This window comes from Roseicyclus marinus, from assembly GCF_030163795.1.
GTDB classification, from domain to species: Bacteria; Pseudomonadota; Alphaproteobacteria; order Rhodobacterales; family Rhodobacteraceae; genus Roseicyclus; species Roseicyclus marinus.
The window spans coordinates 232,098-256,604 of sequence record NZ_JASJOF010000006.1; the positions used below are offsets into that span (position 1 = coordinate 232,098).

27 protein-coding genes are annotated in these 24,507 nt (G+C 66.3%); 5 read left to right on the plus strand and 22 right to left on the minus strand.

Annotated elements, in window-relative coordinates; all coding sequences use genetic code 11:
* The first annotated feature begins 17 nt into the window (after window positions 1-17).
* Entirely contained in the window at window positions 18-1,121 is a 1,104-nt protein-coding gene (locus QQK63_RS11510; protein ID WP_277822885.1) for an OmpP1/FadL family transporter, read from the plus strand.
* A gap of 68 nt (window positions 1,122-1,189) precedes the next feature.
* Here the strand turns inward: QQK63_RS11510 and hflX are convergent, their stop codons facing one another.
* The 8 genes from hflX to QQK63_RS11550 form a co-directional block, all read right to left on the minus strand.
* Window positions 1,190-2,440, minus strand: a complete 1,251-nt coding sequence (gene hflX, locus QQK63_RS11515) for a GTPase HflX (RefSeq protein WP_277822888.1) — start codon at window positions 2,438-2,440, stop codon at window positions 1,190-1,192.
* Window positions 2,441-2,490: 50 nt separating this feature from the next.
* A complete protein-coding gene (hfq, locus tag QQK63_RS11520) occupies window positions 2,491-2,724 on the minus strand; it encodes an RNA chaperone Hfq (protein WP_277822891.1) in 234 nt (77 codons plus the stop codon).
* Between the two features lie 130 nt (window positions 2,725-2,854).
* Complete coding sequence (locus tag QQK63_RS11525) at window positions 2,855-4,384, minus strand: potassium transporter TrkG (RefSeq protein WP_277822893.1); 1,530 nt, start codon at window positions 4,382-4,384, stop codon at window positions 2,855-2,857.
* Between the two features lie 4 nt (window positions 4,385-4,388).
* Window positions 4,389-5,765, minus strand: coding sequence for a Trk system potassium transporter TrkA (gene trkA, locus QQK63_RS11530; RefSeq protein ID WP_277822895.1), 1,377 nt, complete (start codon window positions 5,763-5,765; stop codon window positions 4,389-4,391).
* Window positions 5,766-5,864: 99 nt separating this feature from the next.
* Window positions 5,865-6,461, minus strand: a complete 597-nt coding sequence (locus QQK63_RS11535; RefSeq protein WP_277822897.1) for an HNH endonuclease — start codon at window positions 6,459-6,461, stop codon at window positions 5,865-5,867.
* A 196-nt stretch (window positions 6,462-6,657) separates the two neighbouring features.
* The gene (locus tag QQK63_RS11540) at window positions 6,658-7,326 is read right to left on the minus strand and encodes an alpha/beta hydrolase (protein ID WP_277822899.1); all 669 of its coding nucleotides are present in this window, start codon (window positions 7,324-7,326) and stop codon (window positions 6,658-6,660) included.
* A complete protein-coding gene (locus QQK63_RS11545; RefSeq protein WP_277822901.1) occupies window positions 7,323-7,955 on the minus strand; it encodes a DNA-3-methyladenine glycosylase family protein in 633 nt (210 codons plus the stop codon). Before QQK63_RS11545 ends, QQK63_RS11540 begins: the two co-directional genes overlap by 4 nt.
* Window positions 7,952-8,713 (minus strand): RNA methyltransferase, encoded by a 762-nt coding sequence (locus tag QQK63_RS11550; protein ID WP_277822903.1) that lies wholly within the window; start codon window positions 8,711-8,713, stop codon window positions 7,952-7,954. The genes QQK63_RS11545 and QQK63_RS11550 overlap by 4 nt, the downstream gene beginning before the upstream one ends.
* Window positions 8,714-8,841: 128 nt before the next feature.
* Here QQK63_RS11550 and QQK63_RS11555 point away from each other — a divergent pair, with 128 nt between their 5' ends.
* A complete protein-coding gene (locus QQK63_RS11555; RefSeq protein ID WP_277822905.1) occupies window positions 8,842-9,471 on the plus strand; it encodes a thiamine phosphate synthase in 630 nt (209 codons plus the stop codon).
* Between the two features lie 76 nt (window positions 9,472-9,547).
* Here QQK63_RS11555 and olsA read toward each other — a convergent pair whose 3' ends face one another.
* The 3 genes from olsA to QQK63_RS11570 form a co-directional block, all read right to left on the minus strand.
* The gene (gene olsA, locus QQK63_RS11560; protein ID WP_277822907.1) at window positions 9,548-10,378 is read right to left on the minus strand and encodes a lyso-ornithine lipid O-acyltransferase; all 831 of its coding nucleotides are present in this window, start codon (window positions 10,376-10,378) and stop codon (window positions 9,548-9,550) included.
* A complete protein-coding gene (gene olsB / locus QQK63_RS11565) occupies window positions 10,375-11,145 on the minus strand; it encodes an L-ornithine N(alpha)-acyltransferase (protein ID WP_277822909.1) in 771 nt (256 codons plus the stop codon). Before olsB ends, olsA begins: the two co-directional genes overlap by 4 nt.
* 151 nt (window positions 11,146-11,296) lie before the next feature.
* The gene (locus QQK63_RS11570; protein WP_277822911.1) at window positions 11,297-11,482 is read right to left on the minus strand and encodes a DUF3553 domain-containing protein; all 186 of its coding nucleotides are present in this window, start codon (window positions 11,480-11,482) and stop codon (window positions 11,297-11,299) included.
* 15 nt (window positions 11,483-11,497) lie between these two features.
* Between QQK63_RS11570 and QQK63_RS11575 the strand changes: the two genes are divergently transcribed.
* On the plus strand, window positions 11,498-12,121 hold the full coding sequence (locus QQK63_RS11575; RefSeq protein ID WP_277822913.1) for a histidine phosphotransferase family protein: 624 nt from the start codon (window positions 11,498-11,500) through the stop codon (window positions 12,119-12,121).
* A 12-nt stretch (window positions 12,122-12,133) separates the two neighbouring features.
* Here the strand turns inward: QQK63_RS11575 and QQK63_RS11580 are convergent, their stop codons facing one another.
* From QQK63_RS11580 to QQK63_RS11595, 4 genes are all read right to left on the minus strand, one after another.
* Window positions 12,134-12,652: a gamma carbonic anhydrase family protein gene (locus tag QQK63_RS11580; protein ID WP_277822915.1), complete on the minus strand. Its 519-nt coding sequence runs from the start codon at window positions 12,650-12,652 to the stop codon at window positions 12,134-12,136.
* Window positions 12,649-13,305, minus strand: a complete 657-nt coding sequence (gene gmk, locus QQK63_RS11585) for a guanylate kinase (protein ID WP_277822917.1) — start codon at window positions 13,303-13,305, stop codon at window positions 12,649-12,651. Before gmk ends, QQK63_RS11580 begins: the two co-directional genes overlap by 4 nt.
* Window positions 13,306-13,307: 2 nt before the next feature.
* Window positions 13,308-14,177 carry a YicC/YloC family endoribonuclease gene (locus QQK63_RS11590; protein WP_277822919.1) on the minus strand — a complete coding sequence of 290 codons (870 nt, stop codon included), beginning with the start codon at window positions 14,175-14,177 and terminating at the stop codon, window positions 13,308-13,310.
* Between the two features lie 176 nt (window positions 14,178-14,353).
* Window positions 14,354-15,733: a class II 3-deoxy-7-phosphoheptulonate synthase gene (locus QQK63_RS11595; protein ID WP_277822921.1), complete on the minus strand. Its 1,380-nt coding sequence runs from the start codon at window positions 15,731-15,733 to the stop codon at window positions 14,354-14,356.
* A gap of 174 nt (window positions 15,734-15,907) precedes the next feature.
* On the opposite strand from QQK63_RS11595, the gene QQK63_RS11600 reads away from it, so the two are divergent.
* Window positions 15,908-16,882 (plus strand): GlxA family transcriptional regulator, encoded by a 975-nt coding sequence (locus QQK63_RS11600; RefSeq protein ID WP_277822923.1) that lies wholly within the window; start codon window positions 15,908-15,910, stop codon window positions 16,880-16,882.
* Window positions 16,883-16,886: 4 nt separating this feature from the next.
* Here the strand turns inward: QQK63_RS11600 and QQK63_RS11605 are convergent, their stop codons facing one another.
* Complete coding sequence (locus QQK63_RS11605) at window positions 16,887-17,159, minus strand: hypothetical protein (protein ID WP_277822925.1); 273 nt, start codon at window positions 17,157-17,159, stop codon at window positions 16,887-16,889.
* Window positions 17,156-19,957, minus strand: coding sequence for a [protein-PII] uridylyltransferase family protein (locus tag QQK63_RS11610; protein WP_284283215.1), 2,802 nt, complete (start codon window positions 19,955-19,957; stop codon window positions 17,156-17,158). Before QQK63_RS11610 ends, QQK63_RS11605 begins: the two co-directional genes overlap by 4 nt.
* A 95-nt stretch (window positions 19,958-20,052) precedes the next feature.
* On the opposite strand from QQK63_RS11610, the gene QQK63_RS11615 reads away from it, so the two are divergent.
* The gene (locus QQK63_RS11615) at window positions 20,053-20,523 is read left to right on the plus strand and encodes a YbaK/EbsC family protein (protein WP_277822930.1); all 471 of its coding nucleotides are present in this window, start codon (window positions 20,053-20,055) and stop codon (window positions 20,521-20,523) included.
* Between the two features lie 33 nt (window positions 20,524-20,556).
* Here the strand turns inward: QQK63_RS11615 and lpxB are convergent, their stop codons facing one another.
* The 5 genes from lpxB to QQK63_RS11640 all read right to left on the minus strand — a co-directional run bounded on the left by lpxB (window position 20,557) and on the right by QQK63_RS11640 (window position 24,505).
* Window positions 20,557-21,732: a lipid-A-disaccharide synthase gene (lpxB, locus tag QQK63_RS11620; RefSeq protein ID WP_277822932.1), complete on the minus strand. Its 1,176-nt coding sequence runs from the start codon at window positions 21,730-21,732 to the stop codon at window positions 20,557-20,559.
* The gene (locus QQK63_RS11625) at window positions 21,729-22,505 is read right to left on the minus strand and encodes an LpxI family protein (protein WP_277822934.1); all 777 of its coding nucleotides are present in this window, start codon (window positions 22,503-22,505) and stop codon (window positions 21,729-21,731) included. The genes lpxB and QQK63_RS11625 overlap by 4 nt, the downstream gene beginning before the upstream one ends.
* Window positions 22,506-22,510: 5 nt before the next feature.
* Window positions 22,511-23,314 carry an acyl-ACP--UDP-N-acetylglucosamine O-acyltransferase gene (lpxA, locus tag QQK63_RS11630; RefSeq protein ID WP_277822936.1) on the minus strand — a complete coding sequence of 268 codons (804 nt, stop codon included), beginning with the start codon at window positions 23,312-23,314 and terminating at the stop codon, window positions 22,511-22,513.
* Window positions 23,314-23,793, minus strand: coding sequence for a 3-hydroxyacyl-ACP dehydratase FabZ (fabZ, locus tag QQK63_RS11635; protein WP_277822938.1), 480 nt, complete (start codon window positions 23,791-23,793; stop codon window positions 23,314-23,316). The genes lpxA and fabZ overlap by 1 nt, the downstream gene beginning before the upstream one ends.
* Before the next feature lie 88 nt (window positions 23,794-23,881).
* Window positions 23,882-24,505 (minus strand): OmpH/Skp family outer membrane protein, encoded by a 624-nt coding sequence (locus QQK63_RS11640; protein WP_277822940.1) that lies wholly within the window; start codon window positions 24,503-24,505, stop codon window positions 23,882-23,884.
* Between the last annotated feature and the right edge of the window lie 2 nt (window positions 24,506-24,507).

A 24,507-nucleotide genomic window follows, 5' to 3' on the forward strand; every position in this document is an offset into this window, starting at 1 on the left:
GGTCTGGGAGGACATCCATGAACCGCATCACTGCTGCAACCGCGGCACTTCTGGCGACCACCGGCCTCGCTCAGGCCGATATCAGCCGCACCGACCAGAGCATGCGCGTGCTCTTCGAAGAGGTCGGCCCGACGAGGCAATATGCCGAACTGTCCTTCGGCACAGTCCGCCCCACCGCCGGCACGTCCAACGCCCGCGTCGCCTACAACCCGCTGCGCGACTACACCTTGCCGGGCTTGGCCTATCTCGCCCGCGTCAACGACACGCTGTCCTTCGCCGTCATCTACGACACGCCCTTCGGCGCGGATGTCGGCTACCAGACCGGCGTCCCCTTCTTCGGCGGCAACGCCTCGGTGGACAGCGACGCGCTGACGGTCATCGGCCGCTACGAATTCGGCAACGGCTTCAGCGTCCACGCCGGTATCCGCGCGCTGGAAGCGTCCGGCTCGATCTACACGAACGTCAGCGGAAACCTGTATCACCAGCTGAACGCCACCAGCGACACTGGCCTCGGCTATCTCGTGGGCGCAGCCTACGAAATGCCCGAAATTGCCTTGCGCGTGGCCCTTACGTACCATTCGGCCATCGATCTCGATTTCACCGGAACCGAGCAGTCTTTTAACCCGCAGACGGGTGCAGCAGTAGGCGCAGTCACGCCTTCGGCCTTTTCGATCGAACTGCCCGACAGCCTGAACCTCGAATTCCAGACCGGCATCGCCGAGGATACGCTGCTCTTCGGCTCGATCCGGCACCAGTGGTGGGATGGCTTCAACCTGACGACGCCGGTTGGCCGCTACGTGAACTTCACCAGCGACTCGACCACCTACCAGCTTGGTGTGGGTCGGCGGTTCACGGAAAACTGGTCGGGTTCGTTCAGCTACCAGCACCGCACTTCGGGCACTACGCCCTCCGATACGGCGCTTTCACCCACGACCGGCTTCGACACGATCACGCTGGCGGGGCGCTATGACCGCAACAACATCACCGTTTCGGCAGGCGTCACCTACGGCTTCCCCGGTGACCAGATCGTCAACACTGCCGCAGCTACCGGCGTTGGCCCGCTCAACTTCAACGACAACGAGATCCTCGCTGTCGGCCTGCGCGTCGGCTTCCGGTTCTGACGCAACGCCCAACGGCACGACAAACGAAAACCCCGCGCCACCGGCGCGGGGTTTTTCCGTTCCGCCCCTCACAACCGGCGAAACGCCTGCGCCTGCCGATCCGTCCACTGCACGCTCAGCCGCGTTTCCCCGTCGCCCGCAACCTCGTCCTCGACCACGCCTTGGGCGAACAGCCATGCGCGCCTGCGCCCGTCGTCATGCGGCAGCACCACCTCCGTCCGGTGGCGGGGCGGCGACAGCGTCTCGCCCACGGCGGCGAGCATCGCGGGCAGCCCCTCGCCCGTCAGCGCCGAAACCGCGAAAACCCCCTCGCGCCGTTCGGCCATGGCGCGCAGCGCCTCCGCCGCCTCGGGAGGCAGCCGGTCCAACTTGTTCCAGACCTCGATCATCGGCGCGGTCTCGGCCACGCCCAGATCGCGCAGGATCGCGCGCACATCGCCCGCCTGCTCCTCGGTCTCGGCATGGCTGATGTCGCGCACATGCACGATCAGATCGGCGTCCAGCACCTCTTCCAGCGTGGCGCGAAAGGCCGCCACCAATTGCGTCGGCAGATCGCTGATGAACCCCACCGTGTCGGACAAGATCACCTCTGTCCCATCAGGCAGCGCGACCGCGCGCATCGTCGGATCGAGCGTCGCGAACAGCATGTCCTTGGCCATCACCTCGGCCCCGGTCAGGTAATTGAACAACGTGGATTTTCCCGCGTTGGTATAGCCCACCAGCGCCACCACCGGATACGGCACCTTCTTGCGGGCCTTGCGGTGCAATTCGCGCGTCTTGACCACCTTGGCCAATTGCCGCCGGATCCGCGTCACCGCCTCGTCGATGGCGCGGCGGTCGGCCTCGATCTGCGTCTCGCCGGGGCCGCCCACGAACCCCAATCCGCCGCGCTGGCGTTCAAGGTGCGTCCAAGCCCGCACAAGCCGCGTCCGCTGATAGGACAAGGCCGCCAGTTCCACCTGCAACACGCCCTCGCGCGTCGCGGCGCGGTCGGCAAAGATCTCAAGGATCAGGCCCGTCCGATCCAACAGCTTGACGCCCCATTCCTTTTCGAGGTTTCGCTGCTGCACCGGCGTCACCGGCCCGTCGATCAGGACCAGCCCGACCTCCAGCTCCGTGATCCGCTCCTTCAACTCGGCGATCTTGCCCGATCCGAACAAAAGCCCCGGCTGCGCCTTGGGCAGACGCACGACCTGCGCCTCAGCGACCTCCAGATCCGGCAGGGCGGCGGCCAGTGCCACCGCCTCCTCCAGCGCGGGTCCCGGCTCGCGGCGGTCGCGGTCGGACTTGATGTCGGGATGCAAGACAAGCGCACGCATCGGCCCCTTGGCCGTTGCGTCACCGTCGCGTGCGGGCGTTGACGTTTCCGTCACTCTTCCCCGTCATACAGGTTGATCGGCTGGGCCGGCATGACGGTCGAGATCGCATGCTTGTAGACCAGCTGGCTCTGTCCGTCGCGGCGCAGCAGAACGCAGAAATTGTCGAACCAGGTGATCACGCCCTGCAGCTTGACCCCGTTGATCAAGAAGATCGTCACGGGAACCTTCGTCTTGCGGACATGGTTGAGGAAAGCGTCCTGGAGATTCTGTTTTGTTTCGGCCATTTCGTTGGTGCCTTCTTGAGGTTGGGCTGCCGGTCGTTGGGCAAGGTCTCGGTAAGCAATCCGTCGTGAATACCTATTGTGTGCCGATATTTGAGTCCAAAGATCAACCCCCAGCCATGAAAATGGGGCCTTACGCCTGGCTGCGCCAGAACCCCGGCGAAAGCACCGCAAGGAAAACGAGCGATTCCATCCGGCCCACGATCATCGCGGCGGAGAGGATGATCTTGGGCGCATCCCCCAGCGCGAGGTAGATCACCGGCTCGGTGCCCGCCACGCTCGCCAAGGGCCCGCAGGTCGACAGGGCCGCGATGGCCAGCATCAGCGCCTGTTCAAAGGGCAATCCCGCAGCCGTCAGCGCCAGCATCACGACCGCGATGGACACGAGGAACAGCATGAAAAAGATCCACGCGACAAAGGCGCCCTCGCGCCGAATGCGCCGCCCCAACCGTCCCGCGCCCGCCACCGAATGGGGATGCACCAGCCGGTCGATCTCCCGCGCCCCATGCTTGTAAAGCGCATAGACCCGGAGCAGCTTCAGCCCGCCCGCCGTGGTCGCCACCCCGCCCCCCACGATGGCCACCCCCACAAGGATCAGCCCCGAGGTTTCCAACCCCGACCAGCTTTGTGCCCCCGCCCAATGGTCGGATACAAAGCCCGTCGTCGTCAGGAAGGACAAGACGGTAAAGACACTCCCCCAAAGCGCCGTCAACGCCCCGCCCGTATTGGCCAGTTCGTCCACCTCGTAGGCGCCCAACCAGTGGCGCATGAACAAGAAGGTGGGCAGAACGACTACCGCGAACAGCGCCAACCGCACCTCCCGGTCGCGCGCCACCCGGTCCAGCGCCGCCATCCCGAAACCCGATGTGAAGCTGCGCCGCGTCAATGCGAAGATCAGGAACAGCGCGATCAGGATCTCGCCCACGACTCCCGTGTCCGAATCCTTGAAGCCCCCGGTCGCCATGATGCCCGAGGTCGACAGCGTCGACATGGCGTGGATCGCGGCATGAAGCGGCCGCTCCCCCGCCAGCGCCAACCCCGCGGCCAATACCGCGGTCAAGGCCATGTAGACCGGCGCCAGAACGCGGGCCTGCCGCCACAACCGCTCGGCCGGGGCTGCCGCGCGCATCTGGCCAGAATTGGGCATCCGCTGCCCGACCGCCGTCGCCTCCGAGGTCACCTCGAACCCGCCAAGGTTCAACGGCGCAAGGATCGCCATGGCCGTCACCCAAGTCAAAAGCCCGCCCAGCCAGCCCACCGTCGCACGCCACAGATGCACCGTATCGGCCAGCCTGAGCGGCTCGAACACGGGCGCGCCGGTCGTGGTCAGGGCCGACACCATGTCCAGATAGACGTTGATCGCCCGCGTGTTGCCGATCACCTCGAACATCGGCACACCCAGGATCACCGGCAACCAGACATAGGAAGACAACAGCGACACAAGGTATTTCTGATCGTTGTCGATCCGGCGCCGCGCCCAGCCCTGCGTCGCGAACCCCAACAGCGTCGCAAGGATGGCAACCAGAATGCCGGTGTAGAAAAACACCCGTGCCGCATCGTGGTCGCGCACCGCCAGCCCGTAGACCGACGGCACCAGCATCGCGCCCGCCGCCGTGAACAAAAGCACGACAAAAAACGGCAGGTTGCGGAAATAGCTCCCCATCGGCTCAGAAGAAATCGATCGAGACCTGAAGCAGCGTCTCGACCGCCGGCACATCGGCGGCCAGCGCGAAGATCACGATGCTGTCGCCTTCCTCCAACCGCAGCGATCCGCTGGGCCGCATCACCTTGCCGCCCTTCTGCACGGCGGCGACCAGCGCGCCCTCGGGGAAATCGATCTCCCGGATCTGACGCCCCGCGATGGAAGAGGTCGACAGAACCTGCGCCTCGATCACCTCGGCCTCCGCATCGCCGATGGAATAGACACCCCGCACCCGCCCGTGCCGGATATGACGCAGGATCGAACTCACGGTCGAGGCGCGCGGGTTGATATGCGCGTCGATCCCCAAGGGTCCCATCATCGGCAACAGCGTCGGGTCGTTGACCAGCGCGATGGCCAGCCCCGCCCCCGCCGATTTCGCCCGCACAGAACTCAGCAGGTTGGTCTTGTCGTCATCGGTGACGCACAAAACCGCATCGACCCGCTCCACCCCCGCCTCGCGCAGGATATCCATGTCGAGCCCGTCGCCATTCAAAACGATGGTCCGCTCCAGCGCATCCGCCGCCACCTCGGCCCGCGCACGCGATTTCTCGATCACGCGGGTGCGCACCCGGTCGGTGCCCTGCTCCAGCGCGCGGGCCACGTTCAACCCCACGTTGCCGCCCCCGATGATCAGCACCCGCTCGGGCCGCTTGGCGGTCTTGCCGAAAATCTCAAGCGTGCGGCCCACGTCCTGCGCATGGGTAAAAACGTAGATCTGGTCGCCCGCGAACAATTGGTCGCCGGGTTCCGGCGCGAACAACTTTCCCTTGCGCCGGACCCCCACGACAATGGCCCTGAGCGTCGAAAACAGCTCCGACAATTGCCGAAGCGGCGTGTCCAGAACCGGGCAGTCCGCGTCCAGCTGGATGCCCAGCATCTTGGCATCGCCCGACAGGAAGGTTTCGGTGTCAAAGGTCGCGGGCGACCGGATGCGCGCAAGCGCGGCCTGCGCCACCTCCTCCTCGGGGGAAATCACCACGTCGATCGGCAGGTGGTCGCGGCGATACAGGTCCGAATAGATCGCATCCAGATAGCTGCGCGCCCTGAGCCGCGCGATCTTGCGCGGCACCGCGAAAACCGAATGCGCGACCTGGCAGGTGACCATGTTCACCTCGTCCGAAAAGGTCGCGGCGATGATCATGTCAGCATCCCGCGCGCCCGCCTTTTCCAGCACGTCGGGATAGCTGGCAAAGCCCGCAAGCCCCTGAACATCCAGCGTCTCGGTCGCCCGGCGCACCAGTTCGGGGTTGCTGTCCACCACCGTCACATCGTTGTTTTCGCCGGAAAGATGGCGCGCGATCTGCCAGCCGACCTGGCCCGCGCCACAGATGATGACCTTCATGAACCGTTCGTCCCTTCGGCCGCGTCACGCGCCCTGACTGGCACGCAAAACGGTCAAAGGTCAATCCACATGCCGCCGCTCTGCCGCGTGGATGGCGTGTCAGGCGTCCAACTCGCTGTCCCAATACAGGAAATCGAGCCAGCTCTCATGCAGATGCCCCGGCGGAAACTTGCGCCCCATGTTGCGCAATTCCTCCGCACCGGGACGGCGCGGCGGCTTGCGCAGGCTCAATCCCGATTGGCGCAGGCTCTTCGATCCCTTGTGCAGGTTGCACCGCGAACAGGCCGCGACCACGTTTTCCCAACTGGTCACGCCCCCCCGGGCGCGCGGCACCACGTGGTCAAAGGTCAGATCGCCCTTGGCCCCGCAATACTGGCAGGAAAATTCGTCACGCAAAAACAGGTTGAACCGGGTGAAGGCCACGCGTTTTTGCGGCTTCACGTAATCCTTCAGCACCACGACCGACGGGATCCTGATCCGCATCGAGGGCGAATGAACGAAGGCGTCGTATTCCGCGACGATCTGAACCCGGTCGAGCCAGGCCGCCTTGATCGCTTCCTGCCATGGCCAGAGCGACAGGGGATAGTAGCTCAAGGGTCGGTAATCAGCATTCAGGACCAGCGCGGGGTGGCTCTTCAACGCGCCCGGTTCGCGCACGAACTGGGTCCGGAATTCGACCTCGGTGGCTGGTTGCATGAGTGACTCCGATCCCGCCCTGTCTGCCCGTCTTTCCGGCACCAGAGCGGGAGCACCCCGCTCCAGCAACGATTCCACTATATCTAGGCTTTTGGATCCGGCAAGCCTTACCAGATGCTGTGGCCCGACAGTTTCGGGATAGCCCGCCAAGCTCACAGTTTCGTGACGTTATCCACAGATCGCGAGACCCGGGCGATCAGTCGAGGCCGAAGCGTTCCCGCAAGAATGCCAGCGCCACCGACAACCCATCAGGCGCGATGCCATGGGCCGTGCCCTTCATCACATGGGCATAGACCTCGGTCCAACCCGCAGCCTGCAACGCCTCCGCCGCCTCGGGCAGGGACGAGATCGGGACGACATCATCCTGATCGCCATGGATCAGCAGGACGGGCGGGCGCACCACGACCTCATCGGCCAGCGCGTCGGGCAACATCAGCCGCCCCGAGAAACCGACCACGCCCGCCACGGCCTCGTCGCGGCGCGGCGCGACATGCAGGCTCATCATCGTGCCTTGCGAAAAGCCGACCAGCGCAACCTGTTCGGGGATCATGTCCGCCTCGACCATCACCCGGTCGAGAAAGGCGTTCAGATCCTCGGCCGCACGCACCATCCCTTGGGCGGCTTCCTCCTCCGACGATCCGTCGATCCACGGGATCGGGAACCATTGATAGCCCATCGGGTTCATCCCGCAGCGCTCGGGCGCATTGGGGGCAAGAAACATCGTGTTGGGCAGATGCGGGGCCAGCGGCTCGGCCAGTCCCAGCAGATCCTGCCCATCGGCCCCGTAGCCATGCAGGAAAATGACCATGCTGTCCGCCTCGCCCGAAGCGGCCTCGACCCGGCCGAAATCCAGTCCCTTGCTCACAGCACACCCTCCCGGCTCGTGTCCAAACGGTAGTAGGCCCAAAGCGCGCAGGCGGCAACCGCGCGCACGGGCGACCAATCGCCCGCCAATGCGCGCAACTGCGCCTCAGCCGGCCGCGCAGGCAAGTCAAAGGCGCGGCCAGCCGCCACCTGCAAGGCCAGATCGCCCGCCGGAAAGACATCGACATGGCCAAGCGCGAACATCGCGTAGATCTCGGCGGTCCACCGGCCGATCCCGGGCAAGGCAACCAGCCGTTCCACGACCAGTTCCGCAGGCGCGGCCCTGAGGCCCTCATAATCCAGCCGCGCCGCCGCCAGCGCCCGGACGTAGCGGATCTTGGGGCGCGACAGCCCGCAGGCGCGCAAATCCTCATCGGCTGCTGCCGCAACCGCCGCCTCCTCGGCAAGGCCCGCCGCCTCCAGCCGCGCCAGAATGGCCGCCGCCGAGGCCGTCGACACCTGCTGCCCCACGATGGCCGCCAAAAGCGCGCCGAACCCGTCGGGCCTGCGCCGCAAGGGCAAGGGGCCCGTGGCCTCCAGAATGGGTCTGAACCGCGCATCGCGCGCCACCAGCACGGCTGCACCGGCCACCAGATCGGCCTCTGTCTCGATCCGGTCGGGGGCGCTCACCCCTTGGGCCTCTTGCCCTCGGCCCAGCGGACCATCTGGCGGAACATGCCGTGGAACGTCTGCACATCGGCCCGCGTCAGCGGCAACCGCCCCCAGATCTGGCGCAGGTTCTGCCGCATCGCGGGGGCCTTGGTCGCGGGGAAAAAGAACCCCGCCTCCTCCAGCCGCTCCTCGATATGATCGCCAAGGGCGGCCAGTTCCGCACCTGTCGCGAAATCCGTGCCCGCCATCTCCATCACCTCGGGCGGCGTGGTGTCGCCCGCGCGGCGGTATTCATAGGCACAAAGCAGCACGCATTGCGCAAGGTTCAGCGACGGAAAATCCGGGTTCACGGGCACCGAGATGATGGCATTGGCCCGCGCGATATCGGCGTTTTCGAGCCCCGCGCGCTCTGGCCCGAACAGAACCGCCACCTTGCCCCCCGCCTCGAGCATCGCGCGCGCCTGCTGCATCGCGCGTTCGGGCGTGACGATGGGCGTGGTCATGCCACGCGGCCGCGCCGTGGTGGCGAAGACATAGGTGCAATCCCCGATCGCGCCCGCCACATCCTCGTAAAGCCCCGCATGGTCCAACAACCGCCCCGCGCCCGAGGCCAGCGCCACCGCGCGCTCGTTGGGCCAGCCGTCGCGGGGGCTGACCACCCGCATCCGGTCCAGCCCGAAATTCCACATCGCGCGCGCCGCCGCCCCGATGTTCTCACCCATCTGGGGACGAACAAGGACAAAGGCGGGCTGGCGGGTATCTTGTGTGTCACTCATGCCGCGCCGATACCGCGCGGCAGGCGTCGGGGCAAGAACCCCTCGTGTCTTGGCGGGACCGCGAGACGCCAGTTGCTCAAACCCGCCCGCCCCGCTATCACCCGCGCCACCAGCAAGGGGCCAGATCCATGTCCGAGCGCGACCAGAGCGACCAGCCGAACCTCTATCTCGTCACCCCCACGCGGTTCGAGATCGACGCCTTCGCCCCGCGCCTCGCCGCGCTCCTCGATGCCGAGCCCATCGCCTGCCTGCGCCTTGCGCTGGCGGTCGAGGATGAGGACGATCTGGCGCGCGCCGCCGATGCGCTCCGCGAGATCGCCCATGCCCGCGACGTGCCGCTGGTCCTGTCGAACCATGCCGGCATGGTGGAGCGTCTGGGCCTCGACGGCGTGCATCTGACCGATGGCTCCCGGTCTGTCCGCGCCACGCGCAAGGCGCTTGGCGCCGATGCCATCGTGGGCGCCTTTTGCGCCGCGTCGCGCCATGACGGGATGACGGCGGGCGAAACCGGGGCCGATTACGTCGCCTTCGGCCCCTTGGGCGAGACCAAGCTGATGGAAGGCCCCCGCGCCGAGCATGATCTGTTTGCCTGGTGGTCGCAGATGATCGAGGTGCCCGTTGTGGCCGAAGGCGCGCTGGACGTCAGCCTCGTCGAGGCCTTCGCCCCCGTCACCGATTTCTTCGCCATCGGCCCCGAGATCTGGCGCGAAGACGACGCTGTGGCCGCACTCCGCGCCCTGATCGCGCCGATCCGCTAGCGGTCAACGCCATGGGGGGCCCTGCCCCCCACGGCCCTTGGCCGTTCCCCCCGGGATATTTTCGAAACAGAGAAGATCACTCCGCGAGAGCGGCATAAAAGCCTGCGCGCACCGCCGCCTCCGCCGCCGCCGACAGGCGCTTGCGGTCGGGATAATCGGCGACCGCGAGGGGCGGGTGATAGACCACCTCCACCCTGCCCTGCCGCCGCGCGGCAAGCGTGGACAGGATCGCAGGCGCAAGCGGCATGTCCCCCCACCAGCCATAGAACCGCGCATCCTCCCCCTCGGGCGCATGGTAGACCAGCGTCACGGGCTGCACCTTCAACACATCCCGCAACCGCTCCGACAAGAAGGCCTGAAACAGCGTCGGCTTGAAGGGCAGGATGCGCCGCCCATCCGTCGATGTCCCCTCGGGAAAGAACAACAACCTGTGACCCGCCCGCAGCCGATCCTCGAAAAGCCGCGTCTGCGCCTGCGCCTGCCTGGGATCGCGCGCAATGAACACGGTCCCCGTCCCGCGCGCCAGCCAACCGATGCCGGGCCAGCCCGCAACCTCGGATTTCGCCACGAAATAAAGCCGCTTGGACGCATTGAGCACGAAGATATCCAGCCATCCGACATGATTGGCCACATAGGCCCCCGGCCCCGCCATCGGCCGCCCCCGCACCATCAGCCTCAGTCCAAGGATGCGGCACGACATCTTGCACACGAATTGCGTGAGATGGGGCGTCACCGGTCGGCTCAGGCCAAAGATCAAATGCTCGGGTATCCGCAAGATCAACAAGGCCGGAAAACAGACCAGAAGCAGCGACACGATCGCCCCGCCGCGCAAGGCGACGCGCCCCAGATCGCCCGGCCCAAGCGGGCGCCGCGCGGGCGGCGGTGCCTCGCGCCAGAACTCGCTCACGCGGCCCCCCGCCGATAGATCGCGCGGTGCTTTTCCGGGATCAGCGCCACATCCATCACGAGGCACACATCGACGCAGTTGAATTCCCGGTCGAGATAGGCGCCCTGCCCCACGAACCCGCCCAGCCGAAGATAGGCCTTGATGAGCGCGGGCATCGCCCGGATGGCTGCCGGCCGGTCCAGATCGGCCTCCGCGATACGGTCCATCGCCAAAAACCCCTCGGGCCGCGCCACGGGCCGGATCGCCTCAGGTGCCAGGTGCCGATGGTGCAAGAGCGACAGGGGCCCCGACAGCGGCGCGGGGTCGAGCCCGTGGAAACTGGCCACGCCGAACATCACCTCGATCCCGTGCTCAGCGATATATTCGGCCAACCCCGCCCACAGCTGCATCATCGCCGTGCCGCCACGATAGTCGCGGTGGACACACGACCGCCCCAGCTCCAACAGGCGCCGCCCCGAGGCGCGGAGCGGCCCAAGGTCATATTCCCCCTCGGAATAGAATTGCCCCGCGGCCTCTGCCCCGTCCTCGCGCATCAGGCGGTAGACGCCGATCACCTGATCGCCCGCATCCCTGCGGCGGTCGAGGAGGAGCAGGTGATCGAAATAGGGGTCGAACCGATCCGCCTCCAGCCGCGCGTCATGATCGACCATCGGCCCGTCGCCGCCCAGTTCGGCCACGAAAACCTCGTAGCGCAGCCGTTGCGCGGCGCGCAGGTCTTCCCCCGTCGCGGCAAGTCGCAGCTCGAAATGGCGGTCGTCGATCTCCATCGGCATCCTCGGCTGTCACCGGTCAGGCCCGCGCCCCTTAGCAGGCCGGGGCAACCTTGCAAACCGCACGCAAAGGGCGCGCGCATGTTAAACCCGTGTTAACCTCCCCGCAGCTAGGGTCGGGCCAGGAAACCCGCGGGGACAGGATGGGTCAGTCGAGAAACACCAGCTCCAGCGCCACCCGCGCGCCATCCAGCACCAGCTTGCCCGCATTCTCGAAATTGATCGTGACGCGCCCGCCCACGTTGGATTGCACCTGCCCCAGCCCCCAATCGGGCTGGTCGGGGCAGCGCACCAGCATCCCGGGTTCCAGGATCGAACTCAGATCGCCTGCCATGAAAGGATCGCCCCCATGAATGACCAGTCCCCGCATGGCGACCAGACCTTGGCGGACCTGATCGGGTCGCGCCTGTGCCATGACCTCGTAAACCCGCTGGGCGCGATCGGCAACGGGGTCGAACTGATCGAGATGACGGGCTCGGCCCGCGGCCCGGAAATGGCGTTGATCCGCGACGCGGTGCGCGATGCGCAGGCCCGAGTGCGGTTTTTGCGCGTGGCCTTCGGGGCGGCAGGCAGCCAGCAGATCATGAGCGCACGGGAGGCGCGGGCCACCGCGCTGGCCCCCTGGCAGGACAGCCGCCTGACGCTCGACTGGGCCGTGCCGGGCGACCTGCCGCGGCTTGGCGTGAAACTGGGCTACCTGATGCTTCTGTGCGCCGAAACCGCGCTGCCGATGGGGGGCAGCCTGCGCATCGGCCTTGATCCATCGGGAAACTGGCAGGTCACGGCGTCCGGCCCGCGCCTCTCGCTCGACGAGGCTTTGTGGTCGGTGCTGCGATTCGGCATGGCCTCCGCTGGCCGTCCCCTCCGCCCGTCCGAGGCGCAGTTTCCCGCGCTCCATGCTGCGGTCACGCCCTTGGACAAGACGATCAACTATGTGGCGCAAGACGACCGGCTGACCATCGCCACCGCCTGAGCGGCGCGGCTGTCAGACAGGCGTCAGACCCGCACGGAACCGGCGCATCCGCTCGCGGTAATGCGCGGCCGAGGCCAGAAGCTTGTCTTGCGCCGCCGCGTCCAACTCGCGCACTACCTTGCCGGGCATCCCCATCACCAGTGATCCATCGGGGATCACCTTGCCCTCGGGGATCAACGCCCCCGCCCCGATCAAGCAGCCCTTGCCGATCACGGCCCCGTTCAGGATCGTGGCCCCCATCCCGACCAGCGACCCGTCCCCGATCGTGCAGCCATGCAGCATCGCCTTGTGGCCGATGGTGCAGTTTTCCCCGACCGACAGCGGATAGCCCATATCGGTGTGAAAGACGCAGTTTTCCTGCACGTTCGACCCTGCGCCGATGCGGATTTCCTCGTTGTCGCCGCGCAAGGTGACGCCGAACCAGACGCTCGCACCCGCCTCCAGCACCACGCGGCCGATCACATGCGCGCCGGGGGCAACCCATGTGTCGTCATGGATTTCGGGCGCGATCCCGTCGAGCGCGTAGATCATTCCTGTTCCTCCCGGAATTCGTCATGCAGCTTGCGCACATGCGCGGCGAGGCCCGGTTGCTGTTCCCGCCGCAACCGCTCGGCTCCAACGATGGTCTTCAGCTTCTCGAAGGTCGCGTCGAGATCGTCATTGACCAGAACGTAATCATAGCCATCCCAATGGCTGATCTCGTCCCAGCTTTTCAGCATCCGCTTGGCGATGACCTCGGGGCCATCTTGTCCCCGGCTGACCAACCGCCGTTTCAGTTCCGGGATCGAGGGCGGCAGGATGAAGATCGACAGCGTATGCCGCCCCAAAGCCGAATTGCGGATCTGCTGCGCACCCTGCCAGTCGATGTCGAACAACACGTCGCGCCCCGCCTCGATGGCCTCGGCCACGGGCGCCATGGGCGAGCCGTAGAAATTCCCGAAGACATGGGCATGTTCCAGCATCGCGCCATCGGCCACCATGGCCTTGAACTGCGTCTCTTGCAGGAAGTGGTAATGTTCCCCATCCACCTCGCCCGGGCGCGGCTGGCGCGTGGTGGCCGAGACCGAAAAGCGCAAGCTGGGGTCCCAGTCCATCAAGCGCTTGGCCAGCGTCGATTTTCCCGCGCCCGAGGGCGAGGACAAGATGATCAGAAGACCCCTCCGGGACTGGGTGGCGGCGGCCATGACTACTCCACGTTCTGGACTTGTTCGCGGGTCTGGTCGATGGCCAGTTTGAGGTCAAGCCCGATCGCCGTCAGGCCCGCATCTTGCGACTTGGAACACAGCGTATTGGCCTCGCGGTTGAACTCCTGCATCAGGAAATCAAGCTTGCGCCCCACGGCACCGCCCTGCGCCAGCAACGCACGGGCCGCCGCGACATGGGCCCGCAGCCGGTCGATTTCTTCCGTCACATCGGTCTTGAGCGCCAAGGCAGCGACCTCTTGCGCCAAACGCGCCTCGTCGATCTCGGTCGCCTCGACCAACATCGCGATGGCCGCGCGCAGGCGGGCGGCCTGCGGTTCGGCGCGGGCGGCGGCGGCCTTTTGCGCGGCCTCGATCAGCTCCGCGATCCCGTCGATCTGGCCAGACAACAACGCCGCAAGCGCACGGCCCTCGTCATGGCGCATGTCGGTGAAGGCCGCGATCAACGGCTCGGCATCGGCCAGCAGAACCTCGGGCGCGGGCATGGCCGCCACCTCGCCCGCCTCCGACACTCCGCGCAACGACAGGACCGCCACAGGATCGACAGGCATGCAGGCGATGCCCTGCGCCTCGGCGGCGGCGCGCACCTGCGCCACCTGCGCCAGAGCCGCCGCAAGCTTCGCCGGATCGGTCAGGCCATGCGCCCCATGGTCTCGCGTCACTCGCAGAGACAGGCTGATCGACCCGCGCCCGATCACTTCGGACAGCCGCTTGCGCAACGGCGCCTCCAGCGCGCCCAAGCCATCGGGCAACCGCAGCCGCAGGTCGAGCCCGCGCCCGTTCACGCTGCGCAACTCCCAGCTCCAGCTTGCGCCTGTCCCGTCCGCCCCCTCGCGCGCGGCGAACCCGGTCATGGAGGCGATGACGCCTCTCGCCTCTTGGTTACCCAAATGCAAACTCCTCCCGGTCTCCTCAAGAAATCCTCAAGGAGTGGCGCGATTTGGAAGGGAAATCTTAACCTTCGTCAAGGAAACCGGACCGGATGCGGGGTACCACGTCCCCAGCACACGGCCCCGTTTACCAACGATCCTCAGACCACCGCGCGCAGGCTCTGGCGGCTTTGCTGCAACTCTTCCGCGACGAGGAAGGCCAGTTCCAGCGACTGGCTGGCGTTCAGCCGCGGATCGCAGGCCGTGTGGTAGCGCGAGGACAGATCTTCGTCCGTCACAGCCCGCATACCGCCGGTGCATTCGGTCACGTCCTTGCCGGTCATCTCGAAATGCACACCGCCCGGAACACTGCCCTCGGCGCGATGGATCGCAAAGAATTCCTGAACTTCGCGCAAAATCGCATCGAAGGGCCGCGTCTTGTAACCGGTCGAGGATTTGATGACGTTCCCGTGCATCGGATCGCAGGACCACAGCACGTTCGCGCCCTCGGCCTTGACCGTCTTGATCAGGCGCGGCAGGTGATCGCCCACCTTGCCCGCGCCAAAGCGCGCGATCAGCGTCAGGCGGCCCGGCTCATTCTCGGGATTGAGCTTGGACATCAAGACCTTGAGGTCCTCTTCCGTCGTCGTCGGCCCACATTTCAGCCCGATCGGGTTCAGAACGCCACGGCAGAATTCCACATGCGCGCCATCGGGCTGGCGTGTGCGGTCGCCGATCCAGATCATGTGGCCCGATCCCGCCAGCCACTTGCCCGAGGTGCTGTCGACGCGGCACAGCGCCTCCTCGTATTCCAAGAGCAGCGCTTCGTGGCTCGTGTAGAAATCGACCGTCGCAAGCTCGTGGTTTGTCTCGCTGGTCAGGCCCGCCGCCGTCATGAAATCAAGGCTGTCCTGAATGCGGTTGGCCAGATCGCGGTATTTCTCGGCATCGTCGTGATCGGTGAACCCAAGGGTCCAGCTGTGCACCCGGTGGATATCGGCGAAACCACCCGTCGAGAAAGCGCGCAACAGGTTTAGCGAGGCCGCGGCCTGCGTATAGGCCTGCAACATCCGGTTCGGATCGGGGATACGCGCCTCGGGCGTGGGCGCGATATCGTTGATGATGTCACCCTTGTAGCTGTCCATTTCGACGCCGCCGATCACCTCGGTGGGCGCGGAGCGCGGCTTGGCGAACTGGCCCGCCATGCGGCCGACCTTCACCACGGGCACCTTGGCGCCATAGGTCAGCACCATCGCCATCTGGAGCATCACCTTGAAGGTGTCGCGGATGTTGTCGGCGGAAAATTCTGCAAAGCTTTCAGCGCAATCGCCGCCCTGAAGCAAGAAAGCCTCCCCGCGCGAGGCGGCGGCCAAAGCCTTTTTGAGGCGGCGCGCCTCGCCCGCGAAAACCAGCGGGGGATATTTCGCCAATTGCGTCTCGGCAGCCTGCAAGGCCGCGGCGTCGGGATAGCTCGGCATCTGAACGCGCGGCTTGGCGCGCCAGTCGGATTTGTTCCAGGCCGGTCCGGTCGTGCGGGTCATGGCGCCGTGTCTCCTTCAGGGTCGTCTCTCGGGGGGTGCTTATAGGCGCATGACCGCGACCATCCAATCCCCTGAATCGCCGCCCCCGGGGATTGCGCCCGCCTGAAAAAACTGCTTTCGCTCAAGGAATGCGCGGGGCCGCCCCGTGCTTGCACGACAGGCAAAGGCCCAAAGATGCCCGACCACACCGGCCCACGGCGGTTCGTTTTCGTCCTTCTGGACCAATTCACCATGCTGTGTTTCTCCAGCGCGGTCGAAGCCTTGCGCATCGCCAACCGCATGTCGGGCCGCCCGCTTTACAGCTGGACCTTGGTGGGCGACGGCGGCGATATCGCCTATTGCAGCGCGGGCATCGGCTTTCGGCTCGACAGCGACCTCGAAGAAGTGACGCGCGACGACACGGTGCTTGTGTGCGGCGGCATCGACGTGGCCTCGGCCACGACCAAGCGTGTGGTCAGCTGGCTCAGGCGCGAGGCGCGCAAGGGCGCGGTGATGGGCGGGCTGTGTACGGCTGGCTACACGCTGGCCAAGGCGGGCCTCCTTGATGGCAAGCGCGCGACGATCCACTGGGAAAACCAAGACAGTTTCACCGAGGAATTCGAAGAGGTGATCCTGACCAAATCGGTCTTCGTGATCGACGGCAACCGCATCACCACGGCGGGGGGCACGGCCTCCATCGACCTCATGCTCAAGATCATCGCGGATGAGCATGGCGAGGACTTGGCCAATCTGGTGGCCGATCAGCTGATCTACACATCCATCCGCACCGACCAGGATACGCAGCGCCTGTCGATCCCGACCCGCATCGGCGTGCGCCATCCCAAGCTGGGACAGGTCATCCGGATGATGGAACAGGCGATCGAAGACCCGATCAGCCCCGCGACGCTGGCCAAAGAGGTCGGCATGTCGACCCGGCAGTTGGAACGCCTGTTCCGGCGCTACCTCAACCGCAGCCCAAAGCGCTATTACATGGAATTGCGGCTGTCCAAGGCGCGCAACCTGTTGATGCAAACCGACATGAGCGTGATCAACGTGGCGCTGGCCTGCGGTTTCGCCTCGCCCTCGCATTTCTCCAAATGCTACCGCGCGCATTACAACACCACCCCCTACCGCGAACGCGGGACACAGGGCGCGCGCGACAAGGTCTGAGGCTTCAGTCGGACACGCGCGCTGCACGCCCGCCGCGCCGGCGCGGTGTCGGGGCTTGGCTCAATCCTTCGCGCAGGACCGCCGTCATCGGATGATCCGCAGGCGCATCGGCATGACGTTCCAGCAGGGCGGCAATGGCCGTGCGCGGGTCGACCCCGGACAGGCTCAGCGCCCAATCGACCAGAATCGAGCGACATTCGGCATCGCCGATCCCCTCGATCCTGTAAGCCTCACGGATCAGGTTCTTGGGGTCGATCGGGTCACGGTCTGCCGTCATGCGCCATCCTGCTCGGTCACTGCGCCGAAAACGGCGTCGAGGCAGGAAAGCGCATCGGCGCGCGCTTTGTCCAGACGCGTTGCAAGCACGCCCGCATCCTCGGCCTCCGCGATCCGTGCAAGAAAGGCGCGGCCACCCGTTCCGATGGCCTCCAGATCCAGCGCCTCGTCTGTCAACAGCCGCGCCGCGCCCTGAACCCGGCTGAACAGCGCATGGGCCGCCTGCACGCAGGCCACGCCGTCGGCATCGAGCCAGCCAAGCCCCGCCGCCTCGGCCAATTGCGCGGCGCTGGCGCGATGGCCCTTGCCGGAGGCCAGCGCCGCCGCCTGCCCCAAAAGCTCGATCTCCTGCATGCCGCCCGGCCCCTCCTTGACGGCAAAGGTCGAACCGGTCCGGCCCGCCGCAGCCAGACGCGCGCGCATCGCGGCGGCCTCGGTCCGCACATGATCGGGCGCGGCCTTTTCCGCGATAACGCTGCAGCGGATGCCCTCGATCTCGGCCGCCAAAGCTGGGGGGCCTGCGATGACGCGCGCCCGCGTCAGCGCCATATGTTCCCATGTCCAGGCCTCGTCGCGCTGATAGCTGGCAAAGCCCGTCACCGATGTCGCCACCGGTCCCTGTCGCCCTGAGGGCCGCAGGCGCATATCGACCTCGTACAATTTTCCTGCCGCCGTGGGCGCGGACAGCGCGGTGATGAGGGATTTCGTCGCCTTGGCGTACCAGCCGCGTGCATCGAGCGGGCGGCGCCCCTCGCTCATCTCGACCCCTGCCGCATCGTAGATGACGATGAGGTCAAGGTCAGAGCCCGCGCTCATTCGCCCGGACCCAAGACTGCCCATGCCCAGAACGGCACCACCCACGCCCGGAGGCGGGCCGTGTCGTCGCGCGATCTCCGCGCAGACAACGGGCCAAAGCGCGCCGATCACCGCATCGGCCAGATCGGTATATTGCCCGGCTGCCTCGTCCGGCCCGATAAGCGCGCGCAGTTGGTGCACGCCGATGCGGAAATGCCAATCCTTCTGCCATCGCCGCGCAAGATCGAGCTGGGCCTCGTAATCACGGCCCGAAAGCATGTGCGAAAGGTCCGCGCGCAATCCATCCGACCCGGGCCACGGCGCAAAGAACCGACCGTCCAGAACGGCATCCAGAACGCCCGAATGGCGCGACAGGTACCGCGAGAGGCCCGGTGCCGTGGCGCAGATATCTGCCAGCAGATCGACCAGCGGAGGATTGGCGTCGAACAGTGAAAAAAGTTGAACACCGGCCGGCAAGCCTTTGAGAAAACTGTCGAAGTTTGACAGCGCCTCGTCGGGCTTCGCAGCCGTGTGGAAGCGACGCAGCAATTCGGGTTTCAGCCGTTCGAAAATCAGTCGCCCCCGTTCGCTGCGCAGCGCCGGGTAGCTGGGCCAGCGCGCCATGATCTCCGCCTCGGCCTCGGTGATCTCGAGGCTTGGCGTGGTCCCGCCACGGGTCGGCTGGAACAGGTCGCCGGTGAGATGCTCGACCCGCCGGATACGCGCGGCCAGCCTGTCGCGGAAGGCCTGCGTGTCACCCTCGCCACAAAGCCGCGCCAGACGATCGAAGCCTTGAGAAGATTTCGGTAAATCATGGGTTTGTGCGTCGTCGATCATCTGGACGCGGTGTTCGATCTCGCGGTGATGGGCGTAAAGATCGGTCAGCTCTCCCGCCACTTCGGGAGGAATCCACCCGGCTTCAGCCAGCGCGGCCAGCGCCCCCACCGTGCGGCGGGAACGAAGAGACGGGTCACGGCCACCTGCCACCAATTGGCGTGTCTGGGCAAAGAACTCGATCTCGCGGATCCCGCCCGCGCCGAGTTTCATGTTATGTCCTTCTAGTTTAAGATCGCCGTGCAAGCCTTTGTGATCGCGTATCTTCTGTCGCATATCCATGGTGTCTTGCACCATCGCGAAATCCAGATGCCGCCGCCAGACAAAGGGTTTGAGCGTTTCAAGAAACCGCGCACCCACTGCCAGGTCGCCCGCGGCAGGCCGCGCCTTGATATAGGCGGAGCGTTCCCAAGACCGCCCTTCGGCCTCGTAATAGCGTTCGGCAGCCGTCATCGAGATGCAGACCGGCGTGACGCTGGCATCGGGCCGCAGCCGCAGATCGGTGCGAAAGACATAGCCTTCGGACGTGGTATCCCCGAGGGTCGCCGCGATCTTGCGCGTGGCGCGAATGAACCCTGCCCGGGCCTCCATCGCGTCGGACCCATCGAAACGGTCGTCGTCGAACAGGCAGATCAGGTCGATGTCCGAGGAATAATTCAGCTCGCCCGCACCCATCTTGCCCATGGCGAGCGCCACCATACCCGCCCCATCGCGGTGGGCATCCTCCTCCGTCTGGCCGGGCAGCTTGCCGCGGCGGGCCTCTGCCCCGACATGGACACGCACTGCCGCTTGCAGGCAGGCATCGGCGATGTCGGTCCAATGCTGCGTCACGGTCGCCAAGGGCCAGACACCGCCCAGATCGGCCAGCGCCACGATCAACGCCGCGCGCCGCTTGATCCGGCGCAGGCCGGTGTCAAGCTCGCCGGGGGACAGGTTCGCGGCCTCTGCGATCAGGTTTCTCACCACTGTCTCGGGCGCATCCGCCAGCGCCGAAGCCAGCCAATCGGCCTCCCGCGCGATCAGGCCGCCAAGATAGGGCGACGACCCGCCTGTGCCTTCGATCAAAGGGCGCAGTTCGGGGGCCAGCCCCGGCAGGTACGACAGCGCGTCGGTGCCGCGTTCGGGGGAATGGGGGATCGGGTGGCGGGTCAGGCGCGATGCAAGGCTCATGGCGCGGAGACTGGCGCGGCGCGGGCGGGCGGTCAACGGCTTGCGGACGGGCAAAAGGCTTGGCATCACCAGCCCACAAAACGGAGGAATGGGGCATGTCAAAGAGCCTGACCCGGGTGAAACGCGCGCTGGAGGAGGCGGGCATCCGCGCCGAGGTGCTTGAAATGGCCGAAGGCACCCGCACCGCCGAGGATGCCGCGCGCGCGGCGGGGTGCGCTCTAGACCAGATCGCGAAATCCATCATCTTCGGCGCCGAGCAGAGCGGCGATGCCGTGTTGTTCATCACCGCAGGTGGCAACCGCGTCGATGCGGCCAAGGCAAGCGCGGTGGCGGGCGAACCCTTGGGCAAGGCCGATGCCGGGTTGATCCGGGAACAGACCGGTTTCGCCATTGGTGGCGTCGCGCCGGTCGGGCATCTGACCCCGATCCGGGCGTGGTTCGATCCCAGATTGCTGGACTTCGACGTGGTCTGGGCCGCCGCCGGCACGCCGCGCCACGTCTTTGCCATCGCGCCGGATGAGTTGTTGAAGCTAAGCGGCGCGCAAAAGGCCGAATTCACGGCCTGAAAGGCCTGGCAAAGGGCCAAACGGACGGTTTTGTCAGATCACCGAAAGAACCGACCGCGCCGCGCGCAGACCCGGAGCCTCGCCGCCCTTGCCCAGCCGCATCATTGTAAGGGCCATGGCGTCCAGCTGACCGAGGCGTGCGCCCTCATCATCCAGCAGCCGGTTCAACGCCGCGCCGATGGGGGCCGGACGACATTTATCGCCGATGAATTCCGGGATCGTCCGGCTGTCGGCCACCATGTTCACCAGCGTCACGGTATCGACCTGCAACATCGACAGGACCAGCTTGCGGCTGAGCCAACTCATGTCATAGGCGATGACCATCGGCGTCTCGCTGGCCGCAAGTTCGAGGCTGACCGTACCGGAGGCCGCAAGCGCAACATCCGCCACGGCAAAGGCGGCGCGTTTCTCGGCGGCAAAGGCGGCAGAGGACACGCCGCGCGGGTCCAGCACATGCGGACGGCCCGGCCAGCCCGCGATCCGATCGCCGATCATGCCGGCCACCGCAGGGGCCGCGGGCAAGATGGCATGGGCCTGCGGATGGCGGGCCAGAACCGGGCGCAGCGCCTCGCCGAAAACGGGCGAAAGCCGCTCGATCTCGGACCGCCGTGACCCGGGCAGGACAAGGATCGCCGTCTCGCCCTCTGCCACGCCGTATTTGGCCCGGAACGCCGCGATCTCGGCCACGCTCGCCTGCGGTTCGGTGACGACCGGGTGGCCCACGAAATCGCACGACATCCCTTCGGCCTGCATGTAGGGCGGCTCGAAAGGCAGGAGGGCCAGAACATGGTCGATGCTGCGCGCCATCTTGCGCGCGCGTTTGGGCCGCCACGCCCAGACCGTGGGGGCGACGTAATGCACGGTCGGCATATGGGTCGCCCGCGCCTTGACCTGCGCGGCAACGCGGAGCGAGAATTCCGGGATGTCGATGGTGATCAGCGCATCGGGTTTCCAGCCGATCACGGCATCGGCGGTATCGGTCACGCGGCGCGCAAGGCGGCGGTAATTGGCGATGATCTCGGTCAGGCCGATGACCGACAATTCCTCCATCGGGAAAAGCGGCACCAGACCCTCGGCCTGCATGAGCGGCCCGCCGATGCCATGGAATTCGATGTTTTCCTCGACCAGGGATTTGAGCCCCGCCATCAGCGCCGCGCCCAACCGGTCGCCTGACGGCTCACCCGCCACCAGAAACAACCGGAGCGTCATGGCACGGCCCATAGCGCGACACCCCGCGCCGCGCAGGCGGCCAGCACCGCCTCTGGGTCAAGCAGGAGGACGCGAGCGGCCTCGATCTCGATGCCGGACAGACCCGCGCTTGCGGCCAGTGTCACGGTATCGGGGCCGATCACCGGCATGTCGACGCGCAGATCCTGCCCGGGCTTGGCGCGTTTCACCAAAACGCCACCCGACCCCGGCGCAGTCTTTGCCACGAAGCGCAGCATGGCATCCGTGCCCTGCAAGGTTTCGATCCCCAGCATCTGGCCGCCCGCCGCCACTGCTGCCTGCCCAACGTCTAGGGGGCCGAGCGCCGCCAGAACGGCGCGGGCGCGGGCGGCATCCCCCTCGGGCCGTGGCGTGCCCGCGATGGCCCCTTCGGGCGCAGCCAGATCGGGGCGCAGCTCATGTGCGCCGCGGATGGTGAATCCCTGTTCCTCGAAGATCGCCACAATATCTCGCAAAAGGGCGTCGTCGCCCTGCCCCATGGCCGCCGTCAGCCGCGGCAGGAGCGCACGGGTCTCCGCGTCGAGGGCCGCAGGGTCGAACCCCACGCGCCGCATCGCACCCGCAAAACAAACCTCGGTCACGCCGGACCGGTGGAGATCTGCAAAAAGAGTGCCCAACCGTTCAAGCCGCGCAACGACATCGGCGCCGCCGGTGCCCCCCGGCATCCCCTCAAGCCGCACGATCAAGGCTGGGCCTGCCGCCGCGACAAGGCCGGGTAACGCCCCGTCGCCCGCAATGATGGCCCGCGCGCCCATATCCCTCAGCCCGGCGTGAGGAAAGACCGGTCGCTGTCGCCCAGAACGAAGGACACGATCTCGCGGACATAGGGGCTTTGGCCGGCCTCATCATCCTGCAACCGGCGCGCGCGATCCTGAAACGCCCCTTCGCCTTGCGCCAGCGCCTGAAAGGCCGCGCGGAGCGCCATGATATCCTCGCGCGCGACGCCGCGACGCTTGAGCCCCACGAGGTTCAGCCCGTCCAGTCCCCCGCGCGGCCCCTGCACAAGCCCATATGGGATCACGTCATGCGTGACCATGGTGACCGCCCCGATGATCGCGCCGCGCCCGATCCGGACGAATTGATGCACGCCCGACAGCCCGCCGATGATGACGTCATCGGAAATGACGCAATGGCCCGCGACTGCGGAATTGTTCGCCATGATCACGCGGTCACCGACCTGCGCGTCATGGGCGACATGGGCACCCGCCATGAACAACCCGTCATCGCCGACCTTGGTGATGCCGCCACCGCCCTCGGTGCCGGTGTTCATCGTCACGCCTTCGCGAATGCGGTTGCGCTTGCCCACGATCAGCCGGGTCCGCTCACCACCATATTTCAGATCCTGCGGCACGTCCCCGATATTGGCGAAGGGGAAGACGGTGCTGTCATCGCCAAGATCGGTCCAGCCGGTGACGACGACATGGGATTTCAGGGTGACCCGTGCCCCGAGCGTGACCTCGGACCCGACGACGCAAAACGGGCCAATATGGCAATCCGGGCCGACGTTGGCCCCCTGCTCGATCACCGCAGAGGGGTGGATCTGGGCGCTTGGATCGATCCCCATCACGCGGCCCCGCCCATCGCCTCGAGGTCCATCATGGCGGTGAATTCGGCCTCGCAGGCCAGTTCGCCCTCGACCGTGGCACGACCACCGAATTTCCAGACCTTACCGCCCGGCTTGCCGCGCAGCGTCGTGACTTCCATTTCCAGAACGTCGCCCGGCACGACCTTGCGGCGGAACTTCACCCCGTCGATGCCCATGAAATAGACCAGCAGGTTCTTGTCGGCGAGATCGGCGGAAACGCCCACCATCACGGCGGCAGTCTGGGCCATCGCCTCGACGATGGTGACGCCGGGCATGATCGGCGCCCCGGGGAAATGCCCCTGGAAATGCGGTTCGTTGAAGGTGACGTTCTTGACGCCGACCGCCGATTGGAAGGGCACGATATCGCGCACCCGATCCACCAAAAGGAAGGGGTAGCGGTGCGGAATGATCCGCTGGATCAGGTCGATATCTGCGGTGGTGGGCGTCTCGTCCGTCATGCGGAGGGCTCCTGCATCGTCATTTCAGGGCTCGCCGCCCGTGTCGCAGCGGTGGTAGCAACTCGGCCCGGTCGCGGCAAGCCGCCGGTCAGGGCGCGGTGGTCGGCGGATCCGTCGGTGTGGCCCCTTGCACCGTGCCATCCAGATCGATCAGGGGTGCATCGCCCCCCTCGCCCAGCCGCGCATCGATCAGGGCGATGGCCTCTTCGGTGATGTCGATCCCGTCCGCCGACAGGAGAAGGGCGCGATTGTCCATCAATACGCTGGCCCCGCGGTTGCGCAGGATTTCCACGAGGATCGGAAAGACCGTCTCGAAAAACGCCTGCTGCGCAGCCTCGGCCTGTTGCTGCAAGGCGCGGCCCTTGGCCTCCTGCGCAGCGCGGATGCCATTGACACGGGTGTCGAATTCCTCGGCGATGGGGCGAAAATCTTCGGGCGTCATCAGCGACCGACGCTCGGTCAGGGCCAGTTCTTCTTCGGTCAGCTGCGCTTCGATCTGGCGGTTTTCGGCGGCCAGCACCGCGCCCGCCGCCTCGACCTCGCGCTGGATGCGCTGACCGTAGAGCGATTGTGACAAGAGCCGCTCCTGGTTCAACACCAGCACCGCCGAGGCAGGATCGCCCCCCTCACCTTGCGCGAAAAGAGGCGCTGCCCCACCTGTCAGGGCCAGCGAGAGGATCAAGGCGATTAGCGTCCGGGGCGTGCGGGCCATGC

Bases quoted from the DNA above. Each gene is read 5' to 3' on its own strand.
- QQK63_RS11510 (WP_277822885.1), top strand. From the start codon at position 18: ATGAACCGCATCACTGCTGCAACCGCGGCACTTCTGGCGACCACCGGC.
- hflX (WP_277822888.1), bottom strand. From the start codon at position 2,440: ATGCGTGCGCTTGTCTTGCATCCCGACATCAAGTCCGACCGCGACCGC.
- hfq (WP_277822891.1), bottom strand. From the start codon at position 2,724: ATGGCCGAAACAAAACAGAATCTCCAGGACGCTTTCCTCAACCATGTC.
- QQK63_RS11525 (WP_277822893.1), bottom strand. From the start codon at position 4,384: ATGGGGAGCTATTTCCGCAACCTGCCGTTTTTTGTCGTGCTTTTGTTC.
- trkA (WP_277822895.1), bottom strand. From the start codon at position 5,765: ATGAAGGTCATCATCTGTGGCGCGGGCCAGGTCGGCTGGCAGATCGCG.
- QQK63_RS11535 (WP_277822897.1), bottom strand. From the start codon at position 6,461: ATGCAACCAGCCACCGAGGTCGAATTCCGGACCCAGTTCGTGCGCGAA.
- QQK63_RS11550 (WP_277822903.1), bottom strand. From the start codon at position 8,713: ATGAGTGACACACAAGATACCCGCCAGCCCGCCTTTGTCCTTGTTCGT.
- QQK63_RS11555 (WP_277822905.1), top strand. From the start codon at position 8,842: ATGTCCGAGCGCGACCAGAGCGACCAGCCGAACCTCTATCTCGTCACC.
- olsB (WP_277822909.1), bottom strand. From the start codon at position 11,145: ATGGAGATCGACGACCGCCATTTCGAGCTGCGACTTGCCGCGACGGGG.
- QQK63_RS11570 (WP_277822911.1), bottom strand. From the start codon at position 11,482: ATGGCAGGCGATCTGAGTTCGATCCTGGAACCCGGGATGCTGGTGCGC.
- QQK63_RS11575 (WP_277822913.1), top strand. From the start codon at position 11,498: ATGAATGACCAGTCCCCGCATGGCGACCAGACCTTGGCGGACCTGATC.
- QQK63_RS11580 (WP_277822915.1), bottom strand. From the start codon at position 12,652: ATGATCTACGCGCTCGACGGGATCGCGCCCGAAATCCATGACGACACA.
- gmk (WP_277822917.1), bottom strand. From the start codon at position 13,305: ATGGCCGCCGCCACCCAGTCCCGGAGGGGTCTTCTGATCATCTTGTCC.
- QQK63_RS11590 (WP_277822919.1), bottom strand. From the start codon at position 14,177: ATGACCGGGTTCGCCGCGCGCGAGGGGGCGGACGGGACAGGCGCAAGC.
- QQK63_RS11595 (WP_277822921.1), bottom strand. From the start codon at position 15,733: ATGACCCGCACGACCGGACCGGCCTGGAACAAATCCGACTGGCGCGCC.
- QQK63_RS11600 (WP_277822923.1), top strand. From the start codon at position 15,908: ATGCCCGACCACACCGGCCCACGGCGGTTCGTTTTCGTCCTTCTGGAC.
- QQK63_RS11605 (WP_277822925.1), bottom strand. From the start codon at position 17,159: ATGACGGCAGACCGTGACCCGATCGACCCCAAGAACCTGATCCGTGAG.
- QQK63_RS11610 (WP_284283215.1), bottom strand. From the start codon at position 19,957: ATGAGCCTTGCATCGCGCCTGACCCGCCACCCGATCCCCCATTCCCCC.
- QQK63_RS11615 (WP_277822930.1), top strand. From the start codon at position 20,053: ATGTCAAAGAGCCTGACCCGGGTGAAACGCGCGCTGGAGGAGGCGGGC.
- lpxB (WP_277822932.1), bottom strand. From the start codon at position 21,732: ATGACGCTCCGGTTGTTTCTGGTGGCGGGTGAGCCGTCAGGCGACCGG.
- QQK63_RS11625 (WP_277822934.1), bottom strand. From the start codon at position 22,505: ATGGGCGCGCGGGCCATCATTGCGGGCGACGGGGCGTTACCCGGCCTT.
- lpxA (WP_277822936.1), bottom strand. From the start codon at position 23,314: ATGGGGATCGATCCAAGCGCCCAGATCCACCCCTCTGCGGTGATCGAG.
- fabZ (WP_277822938.1), bottom strand. From the start codon at position 23,793: ATGACGGACGAGACGCCCACCACCGCAGATATCGACCTGATCCAGCGG.
- QQK63_RS11640 (WP_277822940.1), bottom strand. From the start codon at position 24,505: ATGGCCCGCACGCCCCGGACGCTAATCGCCTTGATCCTCTCGCTGGCC.